A 13,927-nucleotide genomic window follows, 5' to 3' on the forward strand; every position below is an offset into this window, starting at 1 on the left:
GGTGGCACACCTTTCGCGCCGTGATTAGCGGCGGCTGCCGTGTGTCAAGGAGAGTTGTCAGAGCGGCCGAATGAGGCGGTCTTGAAAACCGTTATACGGTGATCCCGTATCGGGGGTTCGAATCCCCCACTCTCCGCGGTTTGTGCGGTCGGTGGCGTTTGTCACCGATTGGCAACCGAGCCTGCCCATCCGTTATTCTGATGTGGCTTGGAGATGTGGCTGAGTGGTCGAAAGCGCTCCCCTGCTAAGGGAGTAGTCGCAAATACGCGGCTCGAGGGTTCAAATCCCTCCATCTCCGCAGGTCACCCCGCCGACTCGTTGAGTTGGCGGGGTTTTCGTTGGGTTGGTGCGGGTTTTCGCCGGTGGCCACTCTCCCGCCTATTCCCGTCTAGTCACGCCTATTGTCGTCCCTTAGGGGTACTCTAAAGACACCACCAAAAACCAGCGAAGGGGTACTCTCATGGCACGCGCACTATTCGGCTCCATCAGACGCACCAAATCCGGCAACTACATCGGCCGCTACCGCGTAGGCGGCAAGGACTACTACACCGCGACGATGCGCACCAAAACAGAAGTCCGCGACCTGCTCGCCCAAATCCGCACTGAGATGATTCAAGGCCAGTGGACGCCGCCACTACGCAAAACACGGCACACACCGACGTTTGCCACGTGGGCAGATGAGTGGATCACCGCGCAAGAAAAAGCCGGCCTATCGGTGAACACGATCCGCGCCTACACGTCGCTACTCGCCGTCCACATCACACCCATCGTCGGAGACCTCAAACTCGACGAGATCACCACCGAGCACGCCGAAATAGTCCACGCCACCGCCCTGGGCAAGGTCGCACCGATCACCGCCCGCAACGTGCTCTTATGCTTCTCATCGTGCATGAACGCCGCCGTCGATGCGCGGCTTGTCACCGAGAATCCGGTCAAGGTTAAGGGTGGGCTTAAGCGGCATAGGCCGATACGGCCGAAGATTGCGCTCGATGCCGACCAGGTCGACGACCTCATTACGGCCACTCCAGGGCAATGGCGGCTCGGAATCCTCCTGATGTCCTATGGCTGTCTACGCTATGGGGAATGCGCAGCCGTTAAGGTTGATGATCTTGATGTGGAGCGGTTGACTGTGCGCGTGGATGAATCAGTCAAGCGCGATAAGAATGGTGGTTTGTGTTTGGGGGTGCCGAAGTCAGAGGCTGCCTATCGGACTAATGCGCTGCCTGCCAGGCACGGGCAGATCGTCGAGGAACATTTGCGTCTGTTTGCGGAGCCGAATCCGCTTGACGTGGTGTTTTGGCATGAGGGGTTGACGTCCAACCGTAGGTGGAACGGGATCATTCGAGATGCGGCCGCTGCGGCGAAACTTCCAAGCGAGTTGCGTTGTCATGATCTGCGGCATACGGGGTTGACGTTGTATGGGCGTGCGGGTGCGACGTTGGCGGATTTGATGGAGCGGGCGGGTCATGCTGATGCGGATACGGTGATGGTGTATCAGCATTCGTCGGCGCAGCGGGATCGGGAGCTGATCGACAGGGTTTAGGCATAGAAATAGCGCCCCACCTGCCACCCAGACGGGTAGTAGGTGGGGCGCTTGCTTGTGATTCTCGACACCCTCCCACGCCGTGGTTGCAGTTCCGCAACTAGGTTGCTAAACTGAAACCACGAGATGAAAGGAGGGAACAGATGCCAAGTAAGGAAGTCAAGGAACTCGTGAAAAAGCTTGAATCACAGGGATTCACCTGCGAAACCACCCGCAAGAACCACATCAAGGTTCGCGCAAACGGCAAGCTCATCACAACGCTTCCTGCGACTCCATCGGACTACAGGGCTTTGAAGAACGCAATACGGCTTCTCGCCAAAGCAGGATTCAAGAACTGAAAGTCCCGGTGCCCCACCCACGTGGGGCACCACCCCCCTCCCCACTCTGGCACCTGAACTTCATCTCGTGAGAAAGGAGACACCATGCAGTACACCGCCACCGTCGACGTCGCTACCAACCTCGACGTTGACGACGCCCTCGACCGGCTCGCACCTTACCATGGCGCGATCGGTGAATCGAGGAACGGATACCGGGCGGTCTTTACCTACGAGGCCGATACCCTCAGTGAAGCAGTCGCTAGCGCGACTAGGATTGCTGAAACCATCGGCACCCCATACGCAATCGAGACCGCACCCACCGATCTTGTCGATTCAGATACGGCCTACGGAGACATCCCGCCTCTTGTTTCCGTCAGCGAAGCAGCCGAGCTTCTCGGGATCACAGCACAGGCAGTGAACAAGCGGCTGAACTCAGGTACGCTTCCCGGCAGGAAAGTCGGAAACACTTGGGTTATTCCGCTTCACTCTGTGCTGTAAATCCTGTATCCTGTAGTCAGGCATCCGAACACAAATTTCATCTCGTAAGAACTCCCCGCCACCGTGGCGGGGAGTTTCATATTCTCGGCGAGTAAGTCCCCCGGCTTACTCAGCGTAAACGTCCGGCGCATCCTCCGGCACCCTCGTAGGCCGATACACAGACGCCAACGCCGAAGCGTTCAACCCGAGCACCGCCGCAACCAGATTGAGAATCTGCGTGTCGAGCCCGTCAGCAATCACACCCAACGCCACTAGCAGGGCGATGAGCGCGACCGAGACGCCGTAAATCCACGAACGCACCCGAGGACTAAAAACCTGATCCATCATTATTTGCTCCTTTTCGTCGTCGCAAGCACCCGTTGGAGTGCTTTAATTGTTTCTTTTCCTGCCTTGCCATCGACCACGAAACCTTGATATTGCCCCAGCGATTGGAAGTACCGTTGGGTCTCGTAGATCGTCCAGTAGCCGAGCTGGCCGTCTAAAGCGAACCTGCTGGCTGGGTAGAAGCCACGCGAGCGCAACCATTTCTGCCAGCCAAGCCACGTATAGTGGCCGGTCTTGCCGTCGATGGCTCGCGAGTAGTAGCCGCGATCGCGTAAAAACCGCTGCAGCCCCTTGATCGTTTCCACGCCCGCGACGCCGTCGATCGCATACTCGTAATACGAAACCTTCCCGTCGCGGTTGAGATCACCGGGTGCGACCTGCGAAGGTGCGGGCGCTTTCGCTGGGATCACAGGCGCAGCACCCGGACGCACCCCATGCGACGCGAAATCAATACGCGGATTACGAGTCTTCCCTCGCTGGTCCCAGCACTCAAAATGCAGGTGCGGACCTGTCACGCGGCCGGTAGCACCCATCAGCCCGATCTGCTGACCGAGAGCTACTTTCTGGCCGACACGGACTTGGATAGCGCTGAGGTGGCCGTAATACTGCTTTTCGCCGTCGGGGTTGCGGATGAGGATCCCGTTGCCGGTGCGACCGGGCACGATGTTCCAGCCGGCTTTTTCGACTGTGCCAGCGTAGGCGGCGTGAACCGGGGTGCCGGTTTTGTTGGCGATGTCGATGCCGGCGTGCAGCATGCGCGGAATCCACCGGTTCAGGCGCGGCCGCCACCCATACTCGGACGACACCCGCCCCACGGCGGGACTAGACATTCTGACCATGATGTTTTCTCCTTGAGTCGGTTTTTGTTTGATGTATGGGCCGAGCACGCGCTCAGGATCGTCGTAGATGCCTGGGCAAGCCGTCGGCCGGTTAGAGACGTCCTTGTGGCCTTTGAGCGGTAGCCGCCCATATTTCGCATACAAACGGCTGATCAACTTGCCTGCTTCGTGCTTGTCGGCTTCGGTCGCATAAGGCGAAATCTCGATACCGATGCTCGTTAGGTTGGTGTCCCAGTTTCCGGCGTGCCAGGCCGTATCCTCATCGGCCACCATTTGGGTCACTCGGCCAGCCGACACCACATAGTGCGCGCTGTTGTTTCCGCCGCCGGTGCGGAACCAGGTGACGACGCCGTCGTGGGTTGGGTTGGTGGCTGGGTCACCCCACCAGTGAATAATGATCTGACTGATAGTTTTGCCTTGTCGGCCTTTCGTAAAGTGTTTTGCTTCTATGAACTCCACGGCGCTCGCCCCTTTCTAGGTTGGTTTGAAAAAGACCCCGCCGAATGAGCGGGGCTTAGTCTTTGTCATCACTGCTCGCTGCCGGGCACCTACCCACACGAGACTTCAAATGCCGCAACTCGCGATCAAAACGAGCATGATCCAACCTGGCTTGCTCGCCCAGCGCGTAGCGGTCGCGTTCTTCGTTGGCTAGCCTGTCGGAAGTGTCCTGAGTGATCGACACGAGCTGATCCAACGTTTTTTCGATCCGGCCAAGCCCCTCCGAGTTAGCCGTCACCGTCCGCTCCACAATCCCCAACCGGCTGGCAAGATCATCCACATCATCCCGTAATTTGGTTGAGTGGGCGTTGACTGTGGATTCTTCGATCCGCTGCACGCTTTTCACGATCGATACGCGCCGTTTGCGCCAGTCTAAGAATTTTTCTTTGGCCTGCGCCCAAAAGAATTGGGCTAGGAGTAGTAGGCCTAGCCCGATTCCGGCGACGATCTGGCCAATGGTTTCTGCCTGGTTGCCGTCCAAAAGCGTGCTCCTTTCCATCGTCTTGTTGTGAGTGGTGTAGGGAGCAGGCGTTTTTAGGCGGGGTCTGGTTCTCCGTCGAGTTTGGCGATTCGGCGTACTGCCCGGCGGATAAGCTGGTCTGAGATGATGTTTTCGTCCCAGCCGCGCCGGGAATGATACGGCTGCTCAGTTAGGCTTGTTTCCCACGCGTCGGCGATGGGTTTGTGTGCGGCGATGGCGAGCGCATGCTGGGTAGCGAACGCTTCTCCCCCGGCGGGTGCTGCTCCTAGTTGGGTGGCGCAGACGGCGATCCGGTTACGGAAATCAGTGTTGATTGCGCAGTCGTGTATTGACGAAAACGACATAATATTGTTCTCCTTTTTGTTAGTTTTTGACTAGTTGCCAGCGTGCCAGATGAGCCGCCGTCGTCGAAGCATTCCCGAACTGGACCAGACGGCAATAAACCCCACCATTAGAAACACCCGGACCGATATTCTGCAAAAACGTGAATCCGGTGCTGCCAGCCATGTGGAATTGGAAAGACCACCCGTCAGGCGGCATATAGGGTATGGGCATGTGCACGGTCGTCGCGTAAACGGGTGGTTGCTGAAACGCCCACGTGAACGCAGGGATCCGGATTGTGCCTGACGTGGCGTAGGCCGTACCGCCGATCACAATGCTGCCCGGATCAGGCGAACCCCTATACAATTTTCCGGCGATGGTCATTCGCCGGTGCAACATGTGCACCCGCACCCGATCCCCAACCGACACGGGCACCAAACAATCCGGAGTAGCCAGCAACGGCTCAGTGTCTCCGTCTAGGCGTACCCGTACTGGGTTGGTTTGGACGACGGTTGCCCACCGCCACGACTCCGGCACACTCGTCGGGCGCATCAAATCTGTCAGCGGATTATTATTCAACACTTTAGGCCACCTCCCGCGACGTCACACCCATCAACGCCGCCGACTCCAAGCTGATTTCGATTGTTTCGACGGTTTCCCGCCGCACACCGCCACCATCAGCCCTCGAAGTGATAATCGCATTCAACCCCAACTGACTAGGCAACATGCGCCGCGAAATCTTCCTACCCGACGTCCCCTCACCAGCCAAAAGTCTTTGCGCATGCTGGTCGAGCACCGCCTGCGACGCAGCCTCCACATTCTCCACCACCCGGGTCACCCACCGACCCTGAGCCTGAAAACTATGCGGGCTATCCGGGTCAGCGTTCATCACGTCGGCGATCATCGCCGGATTATCCCCCGTACTCTGCGACACACAAATAACCCGGTTATGCACAGGTCCCGGCAAGTCAAACCGCGTGTCAGCCACGTGCACTGCTGCATCTCCCGGTAGTGCTTGGTAGGCGACTGGGCGGGCTTGCGGCGCCACATACGGTTCAACCCGGAATTGGCCGTGATGGTCGGCCCAGAGCGCGAAATAGCCAGCATGCTCTAAAAGGTCGTTGATGATTCTGAGTTTGGTTTCGCCGGGCTCCCATACTAGGTCTGAGCTGGTGACGTCGTCTGTGGGTGTGAGGGCGGTGCCGACTTCGCCCGTGGATGCGATGATTTGGCCGACCGCGGTGACGATGTTTGTACCAGCCGGAACCGTAAATGACGTGGCGGTCGCGTCTTCTGCGACGACGGCCGTCCGGTCTAAAAGGTCGAGTTCGACCCGGTGCACTCCCGGCCTGGCGTCGACCGTGGTTTCGCGTACCAAATACACTCCATACGGCTCTGAGCGCACCACACCTTGGCTGGTTTGGGTGTGGCGGACCGGGCGCACCCGGAATTGTCCCCAGTCCACGCTCGGATCCTTGTCGAGCGTGAGCCTGCCTGCCCACCTGATCTGCGCATGAACATTCCCAGTCAGTGAGCCGGTGACGACGCCGTCGAGTCGACCAGCGACCGCACCATAGCCACCAACCAGATCGAAAGTCCACCAGTCCTGTAGCGCCATTCTCTTATCTCGCTTTCGTGTGCGTGAACCCGAGGTCGTAGCGGCCGGTCTGGGTACGGTTCACGGTCATGCCTGACACGGCGCCGACCGTTGGGGCTTGTTCTGGGTGGCGGACCATGACCAACCCCGGCTGGCATGCGAGCTGGCGGGCACGGTCAGCCTGCTCAACCACATCGCCGGGCTGGTCGTCGACGAGTGTGCCAGCGTATTTCGCGGTCTCCCGTGTCTGCGGGCCTGCCAACAACGTGGGCGTCGTGTGGCCTGCGAAGTAGACGAGTTCTTGGTGGGCGAGCCCGGGCGAATAGCCGACCTCCGGGTTATAAAGCACGCGTAGCGATTCAGTCCAACCGGTGCCCCAGTTGAGGTAGATCGCCTCGCCAAGCCGACCGGGTGGAGAAGCTGGCTGACTGTAGGCGGCCGCCCGCGTGGCCGCGAACGCTATTACGCGATATTCGACGGCCGTGTGTGTTGGTGGTACCGGGTCAGTCACTGTCCCGTTCAGTGGGACCCGTTCGGCGATGGTCTCCCACGTGCCGCCCGGAACCCGGCGTTGAACCTGATTGTCGACCGCGGCCACCACACCACCACTGGGATTGTCTACCTGCACTTGGACCGCGCCGGTTGCCTGAATCCACGCCACTGACACTGTTGGTTTCGCGGGCGCAGCGTACTCGATTTTCACCGTCCGGCTGGCTTCCCGGGATTCGACTTCCGCCTGAACCGTGGCCACGATGCGGAGTTGGCTGTTGTTGGGTAGGCCTGTGAGCGGCCACGTGTAGGGTGGCCGCCCATAACCCGACGTCGCATCATGCTCAACCCCGTCCACATAAGCGACCGCCCGCCACGAATGATCCTTATTCGTGTTGTTGGTGGTGATCCTTACTGTGGTGGTGTTGCCGGTGATCGTAGATGTGGGTGCGGTGATTGTGGCGGTGGGGCGTGCGGCCATGTCGACTGCGGCCACAGGCGACCACGGCCCCCAATCCGCATGAGCACCCTTAGTGCGCACCTGCCACTCCACCACAGCCCCTGTAGTGAAACTGGAAGAGGTCACACGATACGACAGGGTTTTAGCGTTCGACGAGCCCTTATCCCTTGTTACAGTCGTCCACGAGCCCGTGTTGACACGATACTGCAGCTCGAAAGCTTCCTGATCAGTCCCATCAATGGGGGCGTGCTCCCATGCGAAAACTATTGGGTTGTTAGCGGGCTGGTAGCCGCCATTAGGCTGCAGGTTAGACGGCGCAGCAGGCGGAGCCAACACAGACACCGGCAGCGCCGCACCCTTTGGTCCCTCTATGCCAGCTGAGTTGACTTCTGCCACCTCGTAGACTGCTTCGCCAGCCACCGGAGACGTGTCCGTCCACGCCAGGGCGGTGATACCGGTCGCGACACGGGTGCCATTGCGATAAATGTTGTATGTGGATCGGCCTGGCCGGTAGTCAGACATGCCTTTCCACGTGACCACAATGTTTCCGGTGTCGCGTTCAGCAGTCACGTGTGCTGGTGCGACCGGCCGGGTCTGCACCCACGCCGTATAAGCCCAGTCACTAGTGCCACCAGCGCCGCGCTGACGCACCAAAAACCTGTACTCGCGCCCATTTTCAAGCGTGCTAGATGTCCACGATGTACGCGAAGATCCCGGCTGACCAACCAGACTAGTGCCGCCACCCGGCCAGGTTTGCTGGTTGATATCGAACCCAGCCACGGGGGCGTCGGTGGAGGCGCGTTGCGTGAACCTGACGGTCGCCGTCTGGTTGGGGTTGATGGTGACGGATACGCCGCCCGGCGTCGTCGGTGGCTGATAAGGCCGAGCAGACACATTAAACGCAGCAGAGGCCGATGGGCTGCCACCCGAAAACTCTGACAGTGACACCGACACATGCCCACCAGACGTGCGGCCCAACATGCGACTAAATGCCTTCTGCGTCGAGTACAGTTTGAGCGCTGAGGTCGCACCCGAATTAACCGGCGTATTACCCGAGTAATCGAACGAGCCTGACACGCGCAGCGTGTTGTAGTTGTCGGACACCCAGCCAGACAGGCCAAGGTAAACATCAAGCTGCCAGACTTCGGTAGTCGCATGTTGAGCGACACGGCTGAACTCAATTCCAAGCCTGGCAAGACCAGACCATGAACCCCACGAAATCGCCATCCTAGAAGCCTCCTAACTGCGACCGATACCGCGCATGGTTAGCCACCAGATCGTTGGCGGCGGCCACTCCCGGATTCACGCTCATCCGAGCATCAGCAACCTCCGACACGTACGCCGTGAACTCGCGGTCACCCACCTGCAACACAACGCTCCGCGGCAACCCCGCACTCACACTGCTGCTCACGCCAGCTAAACCGCCGTCCGCGTACCTCTGCAACTGATACCCAAAACGGTCAGCCACCTCTGCGAGGATCTGGGTCGACCGGGCACGCTTCGACGCCGCCAACGGAATATAGGCCTCACCACCAGTTTCGGGTTCAGCCCACACACGCCACGCCCCAGCAGGAGCAATCTGCGCAACATGTTTCTCTTTCAACCCACCATGGGCATAGAACTCAAGCACGCCGCCCTGGGCTTGCTGCAACATGCGCACGCCCGAACCTGTCGCGCCGATCTGGATGTAGGCGGTGCCGACGACTTTGCCGCGGACACGGGACACCCACGAATCAAAATTCGCAGGGTTTGCACCAATATTCACATGACCATGAGTCCGCTGCACCTGAGCCTGCAACTGATTCAACACGCTACGCGCCTTGTAATCCTTACCATCAATGGTCACGCTTTCTTCGCCCCGGCGGATCGCCGCCAACGTATCCTGCAAAACCCCGTCAGCCTTAACCCGATCACCGTCAATCGTCACATACTCATGCGATTCAACAACGCTAGCCAGGAACTCATCGAGCGTCTGATCAGCCGGAACCCGGTTACCGTTGATCGTCACCGTGCCATCCTCATTGTCGATAGCACCCTTGAGATCACGCAGTTTGGTGTGGCCTAACATCGGGTCACCGTCGATGGTGACTAGGCCACTGGTCGAGTCAATGCCGACCTTGAGGTCGGCGAGCCCTGTCCAGGCGGCCATCGTATCCACATCCACACGGGTCACCACTGAATCAGGAGCCATACCGATGGTCTTCCACAACTCATCAATCTCTGCCGCGTTCATGCCTGCGGCTTCAGCGGCCTTACGGAAATCCTCTTCACCACGAGCAATAATCGCATTCAACTCTTCCTGCGGCTTGCCAGCCTCAGCCGCTGCTTCAGCCGTGTTCCGAGTAGCTTTAGCGATCGCGTCGAGCGCTGCTTCACGATCACGCGCCGTAGCCTCACTGTCAGCCATCTTGGCCATAGCGTCTTCGACGGTTTGCGCGTAATCACGTTCAGCGGCTCGAGCCGCCAGTGCAGCATTCTGTACGCCTGCGAGTTGGTCTTGACGCGCTTTGTCAGCTTCGATTACGCCTTTGATCGCGTCCTCGAGCTTGTTCTGCTCGGCAGCCGAACTCCCGATGACGTCGTTATAGAGCCCCCACTTGCCCTTGGCCTCGTCGACTTTTTTGCTTTGTTTGTCGAGCGCGTCCTGTAGGTTTTTCAGCTCACCATTGGCCAGCTGATAATCCCCCGTAGCGAGTGCTTCCTCGCGCATATCTTGCAATCTGGATTTCAGATTCTCGACCGCATCCCCACCCTCCAAAAGGGCATCAGTCACCTCTTTCGTCGAAATACCAACCTTCTCAAACCTGTTCGGCAGGTCGTCGTCAGCCAGCATGTCCACAATCTGACGCTTAGTATCATCAGTAGCCTGGCCGAGCTCATCAAACGAATTCGCCAGCGACTCGGCCTGCTGCTTGCCTTTCTCCGACGTCGAGTTGAATGCGGCGATTGCAGAGACGATCCCGGTGATCGCCAACATCGGCAAATTAGCCACCAGTAGGCTCTTGAACGCTGCGCCTAGGCCGCGCACCGCAGTCCCCGCCAGCGTCATCGCGCCCTGCAGCCCGGAAGCCCCCGCTGCAGTCATCTCCATCGACGCCAAATGCTTCCGCAGCTTGAGCGTATCCCACGCGCCACGCATCTTAGTGACCGCACCAGTGATCCCCTCAGAATGCCGCTTCAACATAATGAAAGCTGCGCCAGCGGCGAGTACTGGTCCGGGCAGGCGAGACATGCCCTCAACGAGACTACCGACCAAATTGACCAAAGGGGTCGCCAAGGCAACCACGGCCGAAGCGGTGGGGACGAGCACGGCAGACACCGGCGTCCCAGCCTCCACCACAGCAGACGCCAAATCAAGAAAAGCCGGCGTCAACCGCTCAACCGCGCTAAACACTCCACCAGCCAACACGGCACCAGCCTGCGCAAAATGCGACACCACAGGCACCAACGCAGTACCCACACCAACCAACCGAGCAGTCGTATCAGTGAAGAACTGGCCGACACGGTCAAACCCAGCCAACCAATCATCTAACCGGACTGTCCGCAGCCGACCAAACTCAACCTGGACAGCCTGCGAGAAACCTGCGACCGCGCCCTTCACATCGTCCAGGCCGCCACGCAACCGGCGCAAACTCCCCACAACCTTAGACGTCTGCGACCCAAACACCGCAAACAAGTTGTCAGAAAAGGACGCGCCCGACAAGATTTCAGCCACGCCTTTCAAACCTTTATACGCCTTGTCAGAAAACTCGGTCACCGCCGGAGTGATCGCGTTAATCCGATCCCGCACGCTCATAAACAAGCCCGGCAGGTCAGCAAACGGCCCGGCAAGAATCCCCTGCCCAAGCCGCCCTAAGGCCGCCCCAACATTTTGGAACGACCCGGTGACGGTTTCGCCCATACGCAAAGCGGTGCCACCGAACGAGGATTCCATCGCGTCGGCGAACATGTCGAAACTGATTTTGCCCTGCGAACCAAGTTTGGTGGCTTCTTCCGCCGTGATGCCCAGCTGGTCGGCTACCATCTGGTAGATCGGGATGCCGCGTTCCATCAGCTGGAGGGCTTCATCGCCTTGCAGGCGGCCTTTAGCAGCAACTTTCTGCCAGATCACACCCATTTCGTCCATGGATGTCCCGGCCTGCGCAGCAGAATCCCCCACCAGCGTTAGCACGCGTTCAAGCTGCTCACCGGGTTCGACACCAGCGGCGACAAGCCCACGGGCGGCCGTGGCCGCAGCGTCTAGCCCGAACGCCGTGCCATCAACCGCAGCGTTCGCGTTAGCCATGACCGTGGCAACCTGGTCAGCCGCCAGTCCCATGCCCTCGAGCGACTTTTCTGCCTGCTCGAACGCGCGCAGCCGACCAAAACCTTTACTCAGTGACGTGGCAAGCACACCGCCGGTGGCCACACCAGCAGCCACCACACCAGTTTTCAAAGTTTTACCGATCGCAGAGGTCAGCCGACCGCCGATCTGCTTGCCGACCGAACTCACACCAGAAGACTTTGCGACCCCGCCGAGTTCTTTCTTCAACGCGGGAACCGTGCCCCGCATGGACGGCACAATCTGCACATAAGCTTTCGCTAATTCAACAGCCACTAATGTCTCCCTTCACGCACTTGTGAACCCGCCAAAATTGTGGCGGGTTTAAATAAGGTCGGCGATTTCTTCTTGGGTCAACCTGTCACCTTGACGACGCACCACACCCTCGCCGTCATCGTTAGACGTGGTGGGGGCGCGGAACGCTGGCGGACGGGGAATTGGCTTAGGCCGGTTCCTGCCCTTACGCCCATCAGCGGTCTGCATCCACACCAACACGTGCAACACGTCCACTGCCTGCGCTAACAGTATTTCTTGCCAGCCCCAGCCCCAATCCTCGCCGTCCTGCCCGGAAAGCCGGGCTGCAAGCGGACTATCTGGCCGGGCATGCACGCAAATAAGCCACACGTCACGCCAGTTCACGGCAGGACCGGGCACGTCACGCAGCCTAAGCCCATGACACACCAACTCATACTCGATCGCGTCACGGTGTGCCTTTAACCAGCGGCTTAGGCGAACAATTCCCCCAACTTAATCGCAGACTGCTCATTCCACGCCACGAGCATCTTGTTAAACGACTGCAACGTCATCTTCTTACGCACAGCCACCGAATCTTCATCCATGAGTTCACGTACTGCTTTTGAGAGGAACTCTTGGGCAGACAAGCCCTCCGAGTCCTCGATCAGACCCATGGGCAGGTTCTCTAAAAACGGTAGACGAATCACGCCGTGAACGGTCTCCCACTCGAACATTTCCTGCTCATCATGCAGCTTTACAACCGGCTTTTTCGCCATTCAGGCACACTCCTAAAACTGTGGGGTAGTGAGGCGGAGGCCGGGCAGGAAACCCCACAAAACCTGCCCGGCCTCCAAAACAACGGCCAGCCTGTCGTTTAGGCTGCCGTGTCGTCCACGTACTCCAGCGACGTACGCCCGTCCTCGTCCTCGTAACAGGTAATTTCGACGTCGTACTTGATCGCGTCGGAATGCACGTACTGGATTTGCGAGGTCAAGAACAGCTGGCCGCGCGGAATCACCAGACGACGACGAGCATCCCCATCCTTCATGGTGATCACATACGACTGCTCAGCAGACCCGTCGGAAGTGTGCGCGATAGAGATCTTCTTCCCCGCCACTTGCACGTTATCTTCACCGAAGATCGCCTTGAGTGTTTCAGCGGCAGCAGACTCCATGAACGTCGCACCGACGGTCTCTGAGAACTCGTTCGTGAGTCGACGCTTGGTCGCACCACCCCACACTTTGATGTCGTTCGTTGATCGGTTCTGGGTGAGCGTGAACCCATCCTCGCCGATCAGGCCAAGCGTCTTAAACGCCGGATTCAGATCCGACGTCGCATCCGTGGGCAGTGCGGTACCAACCGGGGCTACCGCGAAAGCGCCACCAGCGGTCAGCGGGGCGCCAATCATAATCTCTGGCAAAGCCATCGTTAGGCCTCCTTCTTCTTAGAACTCTTCACCGCTGCTTGCGGCTTTTCGACGACCTGCCATCCGGCTGCCGTCCAATCTTCCCCCTTGTTGTCCGCCACCTCATAGACCACGTGGTCGAGCAGCGGATGATGCACCTTAACCATGGTGTCTCATCTTCCTTCTATGCTTGTTTGTCTGGTAGGTCGATGACGTCCAGGCCGACGATCATCGACACAGTGAATTGGTGGCGAACCAGCCGCGTATCTGGGTCTGGGTACTCCACTGGCATCGAGGGCACTGCCTCGTAGACCACCAGCCCGGGAAACGCGGCCTGATCCTCACGCGATACAGAGGCGAACCGTGCCCACAGGCGACGTGCGAGCAGGAACGAGTCCCGCTGCGAATCAGCCCAGACTTCAATAAGAACCTGGGCTCGTTCCTGTTTAGCGTTGATCGGGCTGCCACCGGTGCGTGAGACACGGACAAGCCCGCTCTCCCCCGTCGAGTGGGAACTTCGAACGAGCGTCGAAACCCCAGTCACGTAAGAACCGCTGCACGCCGGTGGCCACATCGGCAGGTGCAACCATGCTTTCCATC

Annotated in this window: 16 protein-coding genes and 2 tRNA genes; 5 read left to right on the forward strand and 13 right to left on the reverse strand. The window is 59.0% G+C overall.

All coding sequences use genetic code 11. The features are described from left to right. The first annotated feature begins 48 nt into the window (after positions 1-48). The 5 genes from EL234_RS04490 (at position 49) to EL234_RS04510 (ending at position 2,358) form a co-directional block, all read left to right on the forward strand. Positions 49-136: transfer RNA gene (locus EL234_RS04490), tRNA-Ser, on the forward strand. Between the two features lie 73 nt (positions 137-209). Then, positions 210-298, forward strand: a tRNA-Ser gene (locus EL234_RS04495). Positions 299-460: 162 nt separating this feature from the next. Then, on the forward strand, positions 461-1,543 hold the full coding sequence (locus EL234_RS04500) for a tyrosine-type recombinase/integrase (RefSeq protein WP_126416342.1): 1,083 nt from the start codon (positions 461-463) through the stop codon (positions 1,541-1,543). A 143-nt stretch (positions 1,544-1,686) separates the two neighbouring features. Further along, on the forward strand, positions 1,687-1,881 hold the full coding sequence (locus tag EL234_RS04505) for a hypothetical protein (RefSeq protein WP_126416343.1): 195 nt from the start codon (positions 1,687-1,689) through the stop codon (positions 1,879-1,881). An 84-nt stretch (positions 1,882-1,965) separates the two neighbouring features. Next, positions 1,966-2,358 (forward strand): helix-turn-helix domain-containing protein, encoded by a 393-nt coding sequence (locus EL234_RS04510; RefSeq protein ID WP_126416344.1) that lies wholly within the window; start codon positions 1,966-1,968, stop codon positions 2,356-2,358. Positions 2,359-2,463: 105 nt separating this feature from the next. Here the strand turns inward: EL234_RS04510 and EL234_RS04515 are convergent, their stop codons facing one another. The 13 genes from EL234_RS04515 to EL234_RS04570 all read right to left on the reverse strand — a co-directional run bounded on the left by EL234_RS04515 (position 2,464) and on the right by EL234_RS04570 (position 13,871). Continuing rightward, positions 2,464-2,685, reverse strand: a complete 222-nt coding sequence (locus EL234_RS04515) for a phage holin (RefSeq protein WP_126416345.1) — start codon at positions 2,683-2,685, stop codon at positions 2,464-2,466. Then, on the reverse strand, positions 2,685-3,980 hold the full coding sequence (locus EL234_RS04520) for a peptidoglycan DD-metalloendopeptidase family protein (protein WP_126416346.1): 1,296 nt from the start codon (positions 3,978-3,980) through the stop codon (positions 2,685-2,687). Before EL234_RS04520 ends, EL234_RS04515 begins: the two co-directional genes overlap by 1 nt. Before the next feature lie 55 nt (positions 3,981-4,035). Then, complete coding sequence (locus EL234_RS04525) at positions 4,036-4,500, reverse strand: hypothetical protein (protein WP_126416347.1); 465 nt, start codon at positions 4,498-4,500, stop codon at positions 4,036-4,038. Between the two features lie 53 nt (positions 4,501-4,553). Further along, the gene (locus EL234_RS04530) at positions 4,554-4,844 is read right to left on the reverse strand and encodes a hypothetical protein (protein ID WP_126416348.1); all 291 of its coding nucleotides are present in this window, start codon (positions 4,842-4,844) and stop codon (positions 4,554-4,556) included. Between the two features lie 19 nt (positions 4,845-4,863). Further along, positions 4,864-5,403, reverse strand: coding sequence for a hypothetical protein (locus EL234_RS04535; RefSeq protein WP_126416349.1), 540 nt, complete (start codon positions 5,401-5,403; stop codon positions 4,864-4,866). A gap of 1 nt (position 5,404) precedes the next feature. After that, entirely contained in the window at positions 5,405-6,439 is a 1,035-nt protein-coding gene (locus EL234_RS04540; RefSeq protein WP_126416350.1) for a hypothetical protein, read from the reverse strand. 4 nt (positions 6,440-6,443) lie between these two features. Continuing rightward, the gene (locus EL234_RS04545; protein WP_126416351.1) at positions 6,444-8,594 is read right to left on the reverse strand and encodes a phage tail protein; all 2,151 of its coding nucleotides are present in this window, start codon (positions 8,592-8,594) and stop codon (positions 6,444-6,446) included. 1 nt (position 8,595) lies between these two features. Next, on the reverse strand, positions 8,596-11,964 hold the full coding sequence (locus tag EL234_RS04550; RefSeq protein ID WP_126416352.1) for a tape measure protein: 3,369 nt from the start codon (positions 11,962-11,964) through the stop codon (positions 8,596-8,598). Positions 11,965-12,012: 48 nt separating this feature from the next. Beyond that, complete coding sequence (locus EL234_RS04555; RefSeq protein WP_126416353.1) at positions 12,013-12,342, reverse strand: DUF5361 domain-containing protein; 330 nt, start codon at positions 12,340-12,342, stop codon at positions 12,013-12,015. Between the two features lie 71 nt (positions 12,343-12,413). Beyond that, on the reverse strand, positions 12,414-12,698 hold the full coding sequence (locus EL234_RS04560; protein ID WP_126416354.1) for a hypothetical protein: 285 nt from the start codon (positions 12,696-12,698) through the stop codon (positions 12,414-12,416). Between the two features lie 98 nt (positions 12,699-12,796). Then, on the reverse strand, positions 12,797-13,348 hold the full coding sequence (locus tag EL234_RS04565) for a phage tail tube protein (RefSeq protein ID WP_126416355.1): 552 nt from the start codon (positions 13,346-13,348) through the stop codon (positions 12,797-12,799). 2 nt (positions 13,349-13,350) lie between these two features. Next, positions 13,351-13,494: a hypothetical protein gene (locus EL234_RS09305; protein WP_164712351.1), complete on the reverse strand. Its 144-nt coding sequence runs from the start codon at positions 13,492-13,494 to the stop codon at positions 13,351-13,353. Positions 13,495-13,511: 17 nt separating this feature from the next. Then, positions 13,512-13,871, reverse strand: a complete 360-nt coding sequence (locus tag EL234_RS04570; RefSeq protein WP_126416356.1) for a hypothetical protein — start codon at positions 13,869-13,871, stop codon at positions 13,512-13,514. Positions 13,872-13,927: the final 56 nt, after the last annotated feature.

The organism is Trueperella bialowiezensis, from assembly GCF_900637955.1.
Classification (GTDB): domain Bacteria; phylum Actinomycetota; class Actinomycetes; order Actinomycetales; family Actinomycetaceae; genus Trueperella; species Trueperella bialowiezensis.